The organism is Candidatus Sodalis sp. SoCistrobi (genome assembly GCF_900143145.1).
Lineage (GTDB): Bacteria > Pseudomonadota > Gammaproteobacteria > Enterobacterales > Enterobacteriaceae > SoCistrobi.
In genome coordinates this window covers 1-14,750 of the sequence record NZ_FRDB01000055.1, presented here as the reverse complement: position 1 = coordinate 14,750, position 14,750 = coordinate 1, and the positions used below count along the sequence as shown (strand labels likewise).

Below are 14,750 nucleotides of genomic sequence, written 5' to 3'. Positions count from 1 at the left end.
TGCTCATGCTGAGTTTCCAGCACTAGATTAACTGCCCGTTCACGGACTTCCGGAGAGTAACGTTTGGTCGTTGTCATAGAGACCTCCACTTTTAAAGTATAGACTCTAATTTATCCGGGGTGATTCACTCTGTTCAAAGTTAATCAACCGCAGGGCTTCGACTGCCCTGGCTGCGCCTGGCCGGATCCGCTGCATACCTCCTCTTTTGAATTTTGCGAAAACGGTGCCAAAGCGGTCAGTTGGGAGGCCACCGGCAAGCGGGCTACGCCAGCCTTTTTCGCCGCCCATACCGTAAGCGAGCTCTGGCAGCGCCATGATTTCGATTTGGAAGGTGAGGGGCGGCTGACCCAGCCGATGAAATACGATGCCGCTACGGATACCTATCAGCCAATTGATTGGGATGTCGCTTTGCGCGAAATCGGCGCGCAGTTGCGACGTTACACCGACCCTGACTGCGTTGAGTTCTATACGTCCGGGCGTACGTCCAATGAGGCGGCGTTCCTTTACCAGCTGTTCGCCCGCGAATACGGCACCAATAATTTCCCCGACTGTTCCAACATGTGCCATGAACCCACCAGCGTCGGTTTACCGGCGTCCATCGGCGTCGGTAAAGGCACCGTAACGCTTGAGGATTTCGAGCACTGCGATCTGGTGATGTGTATCGGTCATAACCCCGGCACCAACCATCCGCGGATGCTGGGCACCCTGCGCGAAGTGGCCAAGCGCGGTGCCACTATCGTGGCGTTTAATCCGCTGCAGGAACGGGGGCTGGAGCGGTTCACATCCCCCCAGAGCCCGATCGAAATGCTTACCCTTACCTCTACAGCACTCGCGTCTACCTACTATAAGGTTCGGGTCGGCGGCGATGCCGCCATGCTAAAAGGCGTCATGAAGGCGCTGTTGACGTTGCACCAGGATGCACAGGCCCGCGGCGATAAAGGGGTAATCGATGAAAGTTTCATCGCCGACCATACCCAGGGTTTCGCGGAGCTGAAAGCTGATTTGGACCATACCGCATGGCAAGACATTATCGCGGTTTCGGGTCTGAGTCACAGTGAGATCTTACATATCGCCCGCTTATACGCCGACGCCGAGCGGACCATCATCTGCTACGGCATGGGCATTACCCAGCATCAGCACGGGACGCAAAATGTGCAGCAGCTGGCTAATCTGCTGCTGCTGCTGCTGCTGCGCGGGAATATGGGTAAGCAGGGTGCAGGAATCTGCCCGCTGCGCGGACATTCCAACGTTCAGGGCGACCGGACGGTGGGTATTACAGAAATCCCCAATCAGGCGCTGCTTGACGGCATCAAACGTACCTTTGGCTTCACGCCGCCGGGCAAACATGGCCATGCGGCGGTGGCAAGCATAAGGGCAATCCAGCAGGGCAGCTCGAAGGCGTTGATTTGCCTTGGTGGTAACCTGGCAACCGCGATGCCGGACCCGGAGGTGACGTTTGCGGCGATGCGCAAGCTGGAGCTGGCGGTGCACATGGCGACCAAGTTGAACCGCTCCCATCTCCTGCTGGCGAAGCACAGTTATCTTTTGCCGGTGCTGGGACGCACCGAACAGGACACCCAGGCCAGCGGTATTCAATCTGTTAGCGTTGAGGACTCGATGTCGATGGTGCATGCATCGCGTGGAACGCTGCCGCCGGCCTCGCCTTATCTGCGTTCCGAACCGGCCATTGTCGCCGGGCTGGCCCGCGCTACGCTGCCCGACAGCGCGGTGCCCTGGGAAAAACTGGTTGCTGATTACGCACGGATCCGTGATGCCATAGAATCGGTATTTCCCGCGTTTAAAGATTACAATAAACGCATTCAGCAACCCGGCGGATTCCGGCTTTACAATGCCGCCTCGGAACGCAAATGGAATACCCCGAGCGGGCGCGCCCAATTCATTACCCTGCCGGGTATTAATGAAGATCCCTGCGGCTCGGCCCACCATGAACTGGTGCTGACCACGCTGCGCAGTCACGATCAATACAATACCACGCTGTATGGCCTTAATGACCGCTATCGCGGCGTGACCGGCCGGCGCGATGTGCTGTTTCTCAGCGCGGCGGAGGCGGAACGGCGGGCATTGCGCGTTGGAGACAAAGTCAACGTGATCGCGCTGGACGCCGCCGGTGGGCAATCTTCACGGCGGCTGGATAATCTGACCGTCGTCGTTTACGACATGGCGCCCGGCTCGGTGGCGACCTACTATCCTGAAGCCAACAGGCTGGTGGCGCTCGACAGCTATGATCACGATAGCGGTGTTCCTGCCTACAAAAGCGTGCCCGTTACGATTGAGCGCTGTGCATATTGATCTTGACATTAATTTCCATTATACCAGAATATAAATCCAGTATTTTGGAAATGGTGGTTACCATGGATATCAATGCACGCATCGCCGCCCGGCTTGGCGCCCTGCGTCGTCAGCACGGACTTTCATTGGAGGCCCTGGCGCAACGATGCGAGGTCAGCCGATCGATGATCTCGCTCATTGAACGTGGCGAGAGCAGCCCGACGGCCGTGGTGCTGGAGAAGCTCGCCTGCGGTCTGGGCTTACCGCTCAATGCCCTGTTCGAGGTTACGTCAACCGACACCGCGCCGCTGGTGCGGCGTGAAGACCAGCCGCAGTGGCAGGATCCGCAATCCGGTTATCTACGGCGTAATCTCACCCCGGACAACGCCCACTTTCCGGTGCAAATGGTCGAGGTCACCTTTCCCGCCGGCGCCAGCGTCGCCTATGAAACCGGCCAGCGGGATCCCGGCATTCATCAGCAGATATGGTTGCTGGCGGGCAGTATCCAGATCCGCGTCGGCGAGCAGGCCTATTCCCTGCAGCAGGGAGATTGTTTGGGCTTCGACCTGGATAGCCCTACCGCGTTCCATAATCCTCATCCTGAACCCGCGCGCTATCTGGTGCTGCTGTCGCCGAAAAGGCGCCTGCCATGACGGCTGACATCACACTTCACGCTTTGGGTGCAGCCGTTAGCCAGACGGATTTGGCATCCCTGAGCGCGCTATTGATTGACTGCGTGGAGGACGGCGCCTCGGTCGGTTTTATGCTGCCGCTTTTGATCACGCGTGCCGAGGACTTTTGGCGCCAGAAAGCGGCGCAGGCCGCCAGCGGCGACCACGCCCTTCTGGTAGCGCGTGACGCCGGCGGGGCGATTATCGGCACGGTGCAGGTGGTACTGGCGCAGCCAGATAATCAGCCGCACCGTGGTGATATTATCAAACTTTTGGTGCACCGCAGGGCCCGTCGTCTCGGCGTGGGCGAGTCATTGATGCGGGCGGCACAGACGTTGGCGGCAGAGGCCGGCAAAACACTGCTGGTGCTGGATACCGCGACCGGCAGCGCCGCTGAACGGCTTTATGCGCGCCTTGGCTGGCAGCGGGCAGGCGTCATTCCTGATTATGCGCTGTTTCCCGATGGCAGACTGACCGCCACCACCGTCTATTATTTACCGTTAACGTCAGTAGCGCAGCACGCCCCTGCTACCGGCGCCGGCTGATAGCCGGCTTTGGGCATGCGGCGTCAGTCGATTAGCCGATAGCCGGCTTTTGACACCCGATACTGTTCAGGCGATGCCTGGGCCGCAGCACCGCGGCACCGCAGGGGGCGTCATCTCCAATCACCCCAGCCAGCTTTTAGCTACCGGGTCGCTTTTGACGCCAAATGGGTAGCAAATGGAATGGTTTTCCCGGCGCACTGTGTAAAGATAGAGGCAATTTTTATAGGCTCAAGCGGTGTTGTATGCGGATAATCGAAACGGTCTGGATCCCCCTGTTGGACGGCTGTCGTCTGGCCGCCCGCCTGTGGCTGCCGGACGCGACGACGCCGGTACCCGCCATTCTGGAATACCTGCCCTACCGCCGCCGCGACCGGCACCGCGGCGATGATGCCGTGCTGCATCCCGGCCTCGCCGGCTGCGGTTATGCCGCCCTGCGTGTCGACATGCGCGGCGCCGGCGACTCCGACGGCGTGATGAACGATGAATATACCCCTCAGGAATGGCGCGATGCCTGCGAAGTGATCGCCTGGATTGCCGCGCAGGACTGGTGCAGCGGCAACGTGGGGCTGATTGGCATCTCCTGGAGCGGTTTCAACGCGCTGCAAATCGCCGCCCTGCGACCGCCGGCGCTTAAAGCGGTGGTTACCGCCTGCTCCACCGACGATCGGTACGCCGACGATATGCATTATATGGGCGGCGCCTTGCTGAACGACAATCTGCAATATGGCGCCACCCTGTTTACATGGACGCCGACGCCGCCGGACCCGGCTATCGTCGGTAACCGCTGGAAAGCGATGTGGCTGGAACGCCTCAACGCCATGTCACTGCCGCCCGCGGCACGCTGGATGCAACACCCCCGGCGCGACGACTACTGGCGGAGCGGATCGGTTTGTGAGGACTATGATCGTATCACCGTACCGGTTCTGGCGGTCGGCGGTTGGGCCGACGGCTATACCAACACCGTGCTGCGCCTGTTGGAAAATTTGCGTGGCCCGCGCAAAGGGCTTATCGGCCCGTGGGGACACGCGTTTCCCCATATCGCCACACCGGGGCCGCGCATCGATTTTATCGGCTATGTACAGCGTTGGTTCGATCACTGGCTTAAAGGACAAGAGACCGGGATGATGGAGGAACCGATGCTGACCTACTGGCAGCAACGGCCGGAGCCGCCCCGCGCCCGGTACCCGCAGCGGCAGGGTAGGTGGGCGGCGGAACGTCGCTGGCCGTCCGCAGATGTCCAGGCGCGCACGTTGCATCTGGCGCCCGGTCGGCTCCAGGACGCGCCGGCAAAGTTTACCGCCACCCTGTGTTCTCCGGCCACCACCGGCCTGGCGTCAGGCGAGTGGTGTCCCTACGGCTGGGGACCGGATATGCCGGGGGATCAACGCGAGGATGACGCCGGCTCTTTGTGCTTTGATGCGCCTGCCGCCGCCACGGCGCAACAGCTTCTCGGTCGGGCCCAGGTGCGGCTGCGGCTGTGTTCGGACAATCCCCTGGCGATGCTCGCGGTACGCCTGAATGCCGTGGCGCCGGACGGCGTCGCAATCCGGATAAGCTATGGGTTATTAAATCTTGCGGCGCGTAACGGCTTCGATCGCGCCGAACCGCTGGTGCCGGGACATTATTACGACGTAAGCGTGATGCTGAAAGCGGCAGCGTTCATCCTGCCGGCGGGCTACCGTCTGCGCGTTGCGCTTTCGACAAGCTATTGGCCGCTGGCGGCGCCGCTGCCGGTACGCCCTGTGTTGACGGTGCAAAGCGGCAGCCTGGTTTTGCCGCTGCGCGATCCCGAGGCCGCAACCTGCCCGCCGCCGGCGCTGGGCGAGCCCTGGTCTCCGCCGCCGGTCCCGGCGCAGGTGCTGGTTGCGCCAGCCCGCGGGCGCCAGCGTCTGACCCGGGATATGGACGATGGCGAGACCACGCTTGAGGTCGTGCGCAATCTCGGCGCGCTGACGTTGGAAGAGACCGGGCTACGTCTTGAGGCGCTGGGCCGCGAAACCTATCGCGTCAATGCCCATGACCCCGCCGGCGCTCGCTCCGAAGCCTGGCGCAGCGCCGGTTTTCATCGCGGCGACTGGCAGGCGCGGTTGGAAATACATAGCCTGCTCACCGCCGACGCCGGCGGCTGGCGGTTGGAATCCACCCTCGACGCCTGGGATGGCGAGGAGCACTGTTTCTCCCGGCGCTGGCGGCACGACTTTCCATTTTATCCGGCCCAGGGAGATGAGCCCGCATGAGGATTGGCATCATCCAAACCGCCGACGCGCCGACGGATATCGCCACCGTTCCCGACTGGCTGGATGACGCCCTGGCCGCGGCGCCGGCGGCGGATCTGTTGCTGCTGCCGGAGCTGGCGCTGTGCGGGTATCAACACCAGGAGGCCATTCGGCGCATGGCGCTGCCCTCCTCGGGCGAGACGCTGCGCCGATTAGCGGCGCTGGCGCGCGCGCGGCGTCAGGCGCTGGTATTCGGCTATGCGGAAAGTGACGGCGACGCGCGCTATAACGCCATGCTGGCCATTGACGCGCAGGGGAACGTCTGCGCCAATTACCGTAAGATCCATCTCTGGTCGGGGTATGAACAGGCGTTATTTCGCGCCGGCGATCGGCTGACAGGATTTTCACTGCAGGGGTTCCGTTTCGGCATGGCAATTTGCTATGACCTGGATTTTCCGGAGCTGGTCCGCGCCCAGGCCTTAACCGGTATGGATTGCCTGTTGTGTATCAGCGCCACGACCAGCGGCTATGACGTGGTGCCGCGCCATGTCGTGCCGGCGCGAGCGTACGAAAACGGCTGCTACATCGCTTTTGCCAACCGCAGTGACGGCGATGGCGCATTCGCTTGTATCGGTCAAAGCCGCATCGTCGGCCCCGACGGCGACATTCTGGCCAGCGCGCCCGCCGCGGGCGCCTTCACGCTCAGCGCCACGCTGGACCGTCAAACGCTGACGCGCTGGCGTCGGCTGCATCCCTGGGCGACCGACCGCCGCCATGACCAGTACCTCAACGGTGTTATGCCCGCCGATTAGCGACGTTCCCTCGCGGTAAGACCGCTTATCGCGCCTGCGCTGGCTCAACCCCCATGGAGCACGCCGAAGGTGCGCCGAAAGCAGACCGCTTGCTGCCGATATCGCCGTTAGCCGCCATTCAGCCGCCGCTTCTGGCGCCTATCCAAGGGGGATACGCCGAAGGTGCGCCGAGATCAGACCGCGCAATGCCGATATCGCCGTTAGCCGGCATTCAGCCGCCGCTTCTGGCGCATATCCGAGGGGAGCACGCCGAAGGTGCGCCGAAACCAGCCGGCGAAATGGGACGTGGAAGTGAATCCTACCGAGACGGCAATATCGATAATCGACCGGTCGGAGTAAATCAGCATCTCGCGCGCCTGCTCCAGCCGCAGCTCCAGATAATAACGCTGCGGCGTCTTGCCAATATGTCGGCCGAATAAGCGTTCCAGCTGGCGCGTGCCTACCCCCACCTGCTGCGCCACCGCCGACAGCGCAAGCGGCTCCTCGAAAGTGGACTGCATTACCGCGATCGCCGCGCTCAGCACCGGCGGCAGCGGCACCCGATGTGGGCGGTGACCGTGCTGATCGTCCGCCGCACTGCGGATCCGTTCATGGTGGAACTGGTTCGCCACCGCGGTGGCGCGGTCGTCACCGTAACGTTCACCGATGAGATTAAGCATCATATCCATCGCCGCGGTACCGCCGGAACAGGTTAAACGGTTACGGTCAATTTCAAAGATTTTGCGGGTACATTCGATTTCCGGGTAACTTTCCACAAATGCGGCGTGGCTTTCCCAGTGAATGGTGCAGCGGTAGCCGTTTAGCAGCCCGCATTTCGCCAGCAGGAACGTACCGGTGGACAAAGATCCGATAAACAGGCCGGCGCGCGTCGCCTGGCGCATCGCGCTTTGATAGCCTCGCTCGAACTGCGGCGCCACTACCCGCTCGCCACCGCAAATAAAAAGATAATGGGAGTCTGCCAGCACATTTTGAATGGGACAGGTCGGAAAGGGAATACCGTTGGCGGCGGTGACCGGTTCGCCGTTCAGGCTGGCCAAATGCCACGTGAAGGCGCGCTCCTTGAATAAGCGGTTATAGGAACGCAGCGGCTCAATCGCCGAAGCCAGGCTCATCATGGAAAAATCATGGCCCAGCAAAAAAGTGAATACGGTGGGTTCAACGGATGGCATGGACGTCTATTGCTTCCCATGGAGAAAAAACACCGTCAAGGCCGGCGCGAAGGCGCGGGCCCGGTTTGGCGCGAACGGCCGCACGCCGTCCCCGTTTACCATGACTGTACCGTTTCCGCTGTGTTTCAGCTATCCCCGCCGCCGTTTTCATCGCGGTGGCGAGAGGGGAAACGATGGCACCATTCGCGGCTAAATACCGAGACCTCGTTTTCCCACGCCTGATAACGTGACGTCAACACCAGCCCCCCCCGCCTGCCAGGCAAGCTCAGTATCGCATTCCAGCTTGATATCCCAGCCGGGACGGGTGTAACGCTGGACACGATGGGCTTCCATGCGCGCGCTCTCCGCCAGTGCGCCAATGGTGTAGACTTCGTGTCCCTGGCTGCCGAAGCGCAGTTCGCCAATCTGCGTTTGCTGCCGTTGCGCATCCATAATCACCCGATGTACGCCCGCGCCAACGTCCCATTCCACCTGGCGGCGGGTCACCTCCGGCGCCACCACCTCATGGGGATGGGGCGGCGCCGAGCGCCGGCCCGTCGCCGGTAATGGCGTCGCCAGGGCCCTGCAACTGTAATAACGCGCCGTCCGTCCACAGCTGCACCGGCCCTTGACCCGGCTCGGCCCAAACCATTGGCCAATAGGCGGTAGAAAGCGCCAGCCGCAGCCGGCAGCCGGCAGCCGGCAGCCGGCTGCAAAGCGATAGGCCACCCCTTTAAGCGATAACCTGACGCGGAATGACTCGCCCGGCGCGACGCCCTTCGGACGCGTAAGCCGGTGTACGCCGAACGTCACCCGCGCGGAGTGTCCGTCGGCGCTTACTTCATTCAGCCGCAGCACCAGCAATGCCGAGGGGGAATCGAAAGCCACCGCAACATCCAGCGACGCGTTGCCGCACAGCGACAACGGCGCCGTCAGCCACGGCGTATCGAAGCACCACGACAGGCCGTCATCGCTGCGCTGATCGGCCTGAAACTCCGGCGCGCTGCCGCCGCCGTCAAGCGGGCACCACTCGCCGCCGGTCATGCCGCAATGCAGGGGCGTCGCGATGACAATCGGCGCCGCCGGCGCCGGCGGCTGCTGCACCAACCGGTTGTCGTCCAGATAGAAATCCGCCCGCGCGTGGCTTGCCGGCCAGCCCGGCGCGCTCAGCCAATGTCCGCCCAGGGTAATACCGCGAGGATCGGCCCGCAATCCTTCCCCTTGCCAAAGGCGCAGCATGGGTTCAGCCATAATCCCGGTCTTCTCGCCCAGCAGCCATTGCCGCCAAAAGCGCAAACATTCGCCCAGGAAGTCTATTGCCGGGCCGGGCATCCCCCAGGTTGGATAAACGTGGGTCCAAGGGCCAATTAACCCTTTGCGCGGCGCATCCAGATGCTGCATCAACCGTAAAATGGCATCGCAATAGCCATCGGTCCAGCTGCCAACCGCATAGACGGCACACTCGATAGCCTGATAATCTTCACAGACTGAGCCGTGGCGCCAGAATGCATCGCGCTCGCTATGCGCCAGCCAGTGGGCCAGCGGCGGCTCCATCCCCGCCAGACGTGACAGCCAGCCCTCGCGCCAGCGCTCGCCGACGTGGGCCGGATCCAGCGGCCTGCCCAATTGGGTAAACAGGCCGCTGCCCCATTGCAATCCATCCGTTAGCAGCGCCCCCCCATGTAATGCACATCGTCGCGATAGCGATCATCGGTGGAGCAGCAGGTGATAATCGCCTTGAGCGCCGGCGGCCGGCGTGCGGCGATCTGCAGCGCGGCGAACCCGCCCCAAGAAATGCCAATCATGCCAACATTGCCATTACACCACGGCTGACGCGCCAGCCAGGCAATGACCTCCACCGCGTCATCCTGCTCTTGCGCCAGGTATTCATCGCGCAGCAGACCGTCGGAATTGCCGCTGCCGCGCAAATCGATCCGCAGGGCGGCGATACCGTGGGCGGCGAAAAACCCGTGCATCATGGCGTCACCCGTCGCGGTGTTGTCCGACTGCCGGTAGGGGATCCACTCCAGCACCAGCGGCGCCGGCGTGGCGTGCTCAGGTAGCCACAGCCGGGCAGCGAGCCGGGTGCCGTCCGCCAGCGGCACAAAAATCTGACGATAGGACGGTATCTGTAGCGAAAAATCGACGGTGGATGACGCTTGGGACATGGGACAGCTCCTGTCGCTAAAGTTGTGAGGGCGAGGCCGGCGCCCGACGCTTTCGGTCCGCGCGATCCCAAAGCGAGATCACCGCCGCCCCCGCCAGGCATAACGCGCCACCAATAATCAGGGTTAACGGCAGGCCATACTTCTCCGCCACGCCGCCGCAAATAATGGCGCCGATCGGCACGGTGCCAATCAGCATCATCGAATAAAAAGACATGACTCTGCCGCGCAGATGATCCGGCACCCGGTGCTGCAACAGCGAGTTGGAGGTCAGATTCTGGGTGAGAATGGCAAAACCGATGGGCGCGGCGATAATGGCGCTTAGCCAAAAATGCTGCGACAGCCCCAGCAGAATTTGCGCCAGCGCCAACATGACCGCAGCCCGTAGCGGCCAGGGTCCCATGGCGCCGATCTGACCGGCGAAGGTGAGCTGTAACGCCGCCAGTAATGCGCCGACGCCGGTAATACTCATTAAAATGCCCGAACCGGCGGGACCGCCGTGCAACACGGTATCCGCCAGCATGGGTAAAAAGGAAAAGTACGGCACGCTGGTGAGACTGCATAGCCCCACCAACAGCAGAATACGCAGCGCCGGCGGGTCCTGGCGCAGAAAAGCCAGCCCCTCGCCCATCTCGTGCAGCAAACCTTTCAGCCGGGTCGACGGCGGGCGCTGCGGCACGCGGATGGTGAACAAGAACAGGATTAGCGGCACGTAGGAGGCGGCAATAAAGGCGAAACACCACCCCTCGCCGACGGTATCCACCAATACGCCGCCCAACGCCGGCCCTATCAGGCGCGCGCCGTTGAAAATCACCGAATTCAGCGCCAGCGCATTCGCCAAATCGTCGTGCGCCACCAAATCGACCACCAGCGACTGCCGGCCGGGTAAATCAAATGCGCTAATCAACCCCAGGCCAGTCGCAATGGCTATCGCCAGCGCGCCGGTAATGAGATTGCTCAGCGTCAGCACCGACAGCAACGTGACCAGTAAGGTGATGCCGATCTGCGTTGTCAGTACCAGCCGGCGGCGATCGCAGCGGTCGACGATCACGCCGGTAAACAAGCCGAAAAATAAAATCGGCCCCTGGCTGCAAAACGCCAACATTCCAAGCAATACGGGCGATGACACCCCCAGACGCCAGATGAGCCAACCGAGGGCGATGGTATGGACCCAATTGCCAATGACCGACAGCAGTTGTCCGCCGAAAAACCGGCGATAATTGGCGTGCCGCAAGGCGTTGCCTGAAGGACGCAATCCCTTTTTAGGCAAAAGGGAAAAACGGGCAGTAGTCAAGGAAACTCCCACAAACGGCCGCACGCGACAGCTTCCCTGAAGGGAAATGCCGGCGAGACAAGGCCCGGGCTGCATCGCCCGGACAGATAACCGGCGTTTCAGGCGCCGGTGACATCCCGGAACAACGGCCACTGGCCATCGGGCGTCCAGGCTCCGTGCACGGTTTTTGGCGTCAACCAGGCGTTGCTGCCGTGGTATAAAAAGACATAGGCGCCGGTCTCTTCCAACTGGTCTTGCAACGTGACATACATAGCCGCCCGTTTTGCCTGATCCAGCTCAACCGCGGCCGCTGCATTGAGCGCATCCCACTTTTTGTCGCAGGTGCGCTGGGTGTTCCAGATACCAACCTGATCGCAGGTAAACCAGGCGGTGACCCAACTGGCGTCCGGCGCGGTGGTAAAGGTGGTGAGACGTAACTGGGAATCCTTCCAGGCATCCCCTTCCGACTCCTGCCCCGCGGCGACAAACGCCGCCCCGTCCATTTGGTTGATTTTGAGATCGATCCCCACTTCCGCCAACTGTGCCTGAATGACCTGCGCCACGGTGCCGCCATCGGTAGAGGTAGAGAGGTCCAGGCGGAGCTGCAACCCCGCAACACCGGCCTTTTTCAACAGCGCTTTCGACTGCGCTGGATCGTAGGGATAGATATTTTTGCTGCGCGCGCCGGCCAGCGGCGGCGGCACCAGGCCATAAGCCGGTTTCACCGCGCCGCCGAAGGTGGCGTCCAGAATGCCAGGGACGTCGATAGCCTGCTGAATAGCCCGACGCACCTGCACATCTTTCAGTTTGGGGTGATCCACATTCATGCCGAGCCAGGTGTAAGCCAGCGCAGGCCGTACGGTCAGCGTACTATCGCCCGGATCGTCGCGGTATTTACCGATAGCGCTAATGTTGATTTTGGTCATATCCAGATCGCCGGCTTCAAACGCGATCTGGGCGGTATTCAAATCACCAATCGGCATCAGCTGGATTTGATCGTACTCGCTGCGGCGGCCGTTCCATCCTTCATTACGCACCAGCGTCAACCGCTCCCGCGGCTGCCAATCGCCAATTTTGTAAGGCCCGGAACAGGCCGCGGGCGCGGTGCCAATTTTTTTATCCTGGGTGGCCTCCAGCGCTTTTTTGCACACAATCAGCCCGGAGGCATGGGGAAGCGTGCTGGTAAACAGCGGAGCGAACGGGTGTTTGAGGTGGATAATACCTTCATATTTGCCGGTGACCTCAACGTGGTCCAGCGCTTCCCAGTCGGAAGCATAAATCGCCGCCAGCTCTTTGTTTAAAAACCGTTCATAGGAGTATTTGACGTCCTCGGCGGTCATTTCGCCAAACCCGCCGGTCCATTGGATGCCGGGACGCAGGGCGAAGCGGATGGTAAGCGGGTCGACCTGCTCCAGCGATTGTGCGGCATCCAGTTGCCAGCCCCATTCGGTCCCCGGTTTGTATTGGCACAGCCCGGAATAGATAGCAAACATCACCATTTCGTCATACCAACCGCTGCGGTTGGCGGGGTCGAGATTGGTAATGTCCAGGTCATTTTGCACCCGCAGCACCTTGTTCTGGCTATCGGCGGCGAAAACCCGCCGCTGACCGCCCACCACCAGCGAGCCGGACGCGCCGGCGGCCAGCACCGCCAGCGTTTTGATCAACTCGCGTCTGTTCATCGACAGGCCTTTCATGCATGTGTCTCCTTGAAAATAATGGCGCCGGACCGGGCGGAAGCGTGTGCCGCGCGGAGAAGAGGAAAATGACAGGCAACGTGATGCCCGCCGGTCATCGGCCGCAGCAGCGGCGCGTCGATGCGACAGCGGTCTTGCGCCCGCGGGCAGCCGGGTATGAAATTCACAACCGGCGGGACGATGGGCAAGCGTCGGGATTTCGCCCGTCAGCACTCCTTTCCCCGCCGCGCCGTCGCTGCTTTTGGCGCTTAACAGCGCGGCGGTATAGGGATGCGCCGGCGCGCGAAAAAGAGTCGCGGTCGGCCCTCTTTCGACGATGCGTCCGAGATACATGATGGCGATGTCGTCGGTAACATGGCGGGTGATAGCCAGATTGTGGGTGATCATCAAATAGCTCATGCCCAGCTCGCGCTGCAGGGAAGTGAGCAAATTCAGCAACTCGCCCTGTACCGATAAATCGAGACCGGCGGTCGGCTCGTCGGCGATAATGAGTTTCGGTCTGAGCGCCAGCGCCCGCGCGACCGCCACGCGCCTCGCCTGTCCTCCCGACAGTTGATGCATAGGTATCTACACATCAGGGAGGAGGCTTAAGAGCAACTCTCGCTAAATGAGTAAGTTCTTCCAGACTATATTCCGATAATAATTTTAGTGTATTCAACAAGATGGATAGGCCAGCGAGCAGAGCAGGAGCGCTCTCTCTGCGGCCTCGCTTTTGCTGTCGTCCTGACAAGCGACATATCAGCTGGCGGGCTGCCGCATTTTCTTCTCCTTCAGCGCGTTGCAGCCGCCATACCAGAACAGCAGCCATACTGGCTATTAACAACCTGCGTAGTACGGCTGGCGCGCTGCGCTGAAGCCATGTTTCTACGTCATGTCCGGCACCTTTCAGCAACTTAAAAAATGATTCAATATTCCAGCGCCAGTAATACCAACGAGCTACTTCCTCGCAGGTGATCTCGCTGCAAACGTTTGTAAGCAGCGTCCAGCGTCCCACCACATTACCGAGATCATCCGTAAGCCGAACAACAACCAATCTGACCGTCAGAGGCTCTCCAGGTTGGATTTTTATGCGGCGGCCGGTTTCTTTATCTTTACGCTTCTGCTGCGCAGCTCGGGTTATGACTATCGAGGTTTCACTGATTTCCATATCAGCTTTTTTCCCTTTCCAGTCTACCTGTCCGCATCCGTTGTATGGCAGAAGAGCAGCAATCTCACCAATTTTCAATGAATTACCTTGCCACTCTGCACCATGTCCTTCTTTTCCTCGGATAAGCCAGCATATTCCTTGAGTACTCAACGTCCGCATATGTCCAATAGAGTCACCCTCTCTATCAATTATATGAATCAGCTTTTTACCTATATTAAGCGATTCCACACGGGCAATATCGGTCGTCAAGGCGTCCATATGTGTCTGCCGTTCGGACAGTCCTTCCGCCAACGTTGAATGACAACCGGTTGCATCGGTAAGTGTCTGAGATAGAGGCGCTATTGGCAAACCCGTGCCAGCATCAACCAGCAAGCTGCTTTGAAGTTCATATCCAACATCGCCACCGTGCGTCATTTTTAAGCGTCCGTATTTGGCATGATGGTAAAGAAATTGTAAACGTGACCAATCATGAACAACGAGAGCGTATGGATGCGGGCTAAGCGAAATTTGCTCAAGTGCTAGCGAAATAATTGGCTCATTGAGTTGACTGAAGCTAATTCGCTTATTATTCAGAAAACGCCAGACAGCTTGGGTAGTTGCGAAAGTTGATTTTTGAGCACTTGCGAGGTCTTTAACCGCAGAAGCAAGAAGAGCCGCGGGCGTCATATGCTGTTTAACCAGCGTCTGATATCGGCGGGTAAGGCGAGAGTCAATCCCGCCAACAGATAGGTTGAAATCATTCTGCAAAGTAATAACAGGTATCACGATAAATGTGTAGATACCTATG

9 protein-coding genes and 2 pseudogenes are annotated in these 14,750 nt (G+C 60.5%); 6 read left to right on the top strand and 5 right to left on the bottom strand.

Features of this window, described 5'->3' with window-relative positions; genetic code table 11:
• Positions 1-129: 129 nt before the first annotated feature.
• The 5 genes and pseudogenes from CINSTRO3249_RS05700 to CINSTRO3249_RS05680 form a co-directional block, all read left to right on the top strand.
• Positions 130-2,310 (top strand): annotated as a pseudogene (locus CINSTRO3249_RS05700) (FdhF/YdeP family oxidoreductase); the annotation flags it as partial.
• A gap of 62 nt (positions 2,311-2,372) precedes the next feature.
• A complete protein-coding gene (locus CINSTRO3249_RS05695; RefSeq protein WP_074012542.1) occupies positions 2,373-2,942 on the top strand; it encodes a helix-turn-helix domain-containing protein in 570 nt (189 codons plus the stop codon).
• The gene (locus CINSTRO3249_RS05690) at positions 2,939-3,505 is read left to right on the top strand and encodes a GNAT family N-acetyltransferase (RefSeq protein ID WP_074012538.1); all 567 of its coding nucleotides are present in this window, start codon (positions 2,939-2,941) and stop codon (positions 3,503-3,505) included. The genes CINSTRO3249_RS05695 and CINSTRO3249_RS05690 overlap by 4 nt, the downstream gene beginning before the upstream one ends.
• A gap of 242 nt (positions 3,506-3,747) precedes the next feature.
• Entirely contained in the window at positions 3,748-5,742 is a 1,995-nt protein-coding gene (locus CINSTRO3249_RS05685; RefSeq protein ID WP_074012537.1) for a CocE/NonD family hydrolase, read from the top strand.
• Positions 5,739-6,533, top strand: coding sequence for a nitrilase-related carbon-nitrogen hydrolase (locus tag CINSTRO3249_RS05680; RefSeq protein ID WP_074012536.1), 795 nt, complete (start codon positions 5,739-5,741; stop codon positions 6,531-6,533). The genes CINSTRO3249_RS05685 and CINSTRO3249_RS05680 overlap by 4 nt, the downstream gene beginning before the upstream one ends.
• A gap of 200 nt (positions 6,534-6,733) precedes the next feature.
• On the opposite strand, the gene CINSTRO3249_RS05675 is transcribed toward CINSTRO3249_RS05680, so the two are convergent.
• A complete protein-coding gene (locus CINSTRO3249_RS05675) occupies positions 6,734-7,648 on the bottom strand; it encodes a GlxA family transcriptional regulator (protein ID WP_174249737.1) in 915 nt (304 codons plus the stop codon).
• On the opposite strand from CINSTRO3249_RS05675, the gene CINSTRO3249_RS17130 reads away from it, so the two are divergent.
• On the top strand, positions 7,647-7,895 hold the full coding sequence (locus CINSTRO3249_RS17130) for a hypothetical protein (RefSeq protein WP_174249735.1): 249 nt from the start codon (positions 7,647-7,649) through the stop codon (positions 7,893-7,895). The genes CINSTRO3249_RS05675 and CINSTRO3249_RS17130 overlap by 2 nt on opposite strands.
• On the opposite strand, the pseudogene CINSTRO3249_RS05670 reads toward CINSTRO3249_RS17130, so the two are convergent.
• From CINSTRO3249_RS05670 to CINSTRO3249_RS05645, 4 genes and pseudogenes are all read right to left on the bottom strand, one after another.
• Positions 7,895-9,835: pseudogene (locus CINSTRO3249_RS05670) on the bottom strand (CocE/NonD family hydrolase); the annotation flags it as partial. The gene CINSTRO3249_RS17130 and the pseudogene CINSTRO3249_RS05670 sit on opposite strands and share 1 nt — an antisense overlap.
• 30 nt (positions 9,836-9,865) lie before the next feature.
• The gene (locus tag CINSTRO3249_RS05665; RefSeq protein ID WP_174249736.1) at positions 9,866-11,080 is read right to left on the bottom strand and encodes an MFS transporter; all 1,215 of its coding nucleotides are present in this window, start codon (positions 11,078-11,080) and stop codon (positions 9,866-9,868) included.
• A 158-nt stretch (positions 11,081-11,238) separates the two neighbouring features.
• On the bottom strand, positions 11,239-13,377 hold the full coding sequence (locus CINSTRO3249_RS05660) for an oligopeptide/dipeptide ABC transporter ATP-binding protein (RefSeq protein ID WP_256381640.1): 2,139 nt from the start codon (positions 13,375-13,377) through the stop codon (positions 11,239-11,241).
• Between the two features lie 13 nt (positions 13,378-13,390).
• Positions 13,391-14,750, bottom strand: a 1,360-nt coding sequence (locus CINSTRO3249_RS05645) for a flagellar biosynthesis protein FlhF (RefSeq protein WP_254304262.1), incomplete at its 5' end; no start/stop codon positions are given.

Coding starts and splice junctions, on each gene's coding strand:
- CINSTRO3249_RS05695 (WP_074012542.1), top strand. CDS start 2,373: ATGGATATCAATGCACGCATCGCCGCCCGGCTTGGCGCCCTGCGTCGT.
- CINSTRO3249_RS05690 (WP_074012538.1), top strand. CDS start 2,939: ATGACGGCTGACATCACACTTCACGCTTTGGGTGCAGCCGTTAGCCAG.
- CINSTRO3249_RS05685 (WP_074012537.1), top strand. CDS start 3,748: ATGCGGATAATCGAAACGGTCTGGATCCCCCTGTTGGACGGCTGTCGT.
- CINSTRO3249_RS05680 (WP_074012536.1), top strand. CDS start 5,739: ATGAGGATTGGCATCATCCAAACCGCCGACGCGCCGACGGATATCGCC.
- CINSTRO3249_RS17130 (WP_174249735.1), top strand. CDS start 7,647: ATGGAAAAATCATGGCCCAGCAAAAAAGTGAATACGGTGGGTTCAACG.
- CINSTRO3249_RS05675 (WP_174249737.1), bottom strand. CDS start 7,648: ATGATGAGCCTGGCTTCGGCGATTGAGCCGCTGCGTTCCTATAACCGC.
- CINSTRO3249_RS05660 (WP_256381640.1), bottom strand. CDS start 13,377: ATGCATCAACTGTCGGGAGGACAGGCGAGGCGCGTGGCGGTCGCGCGG.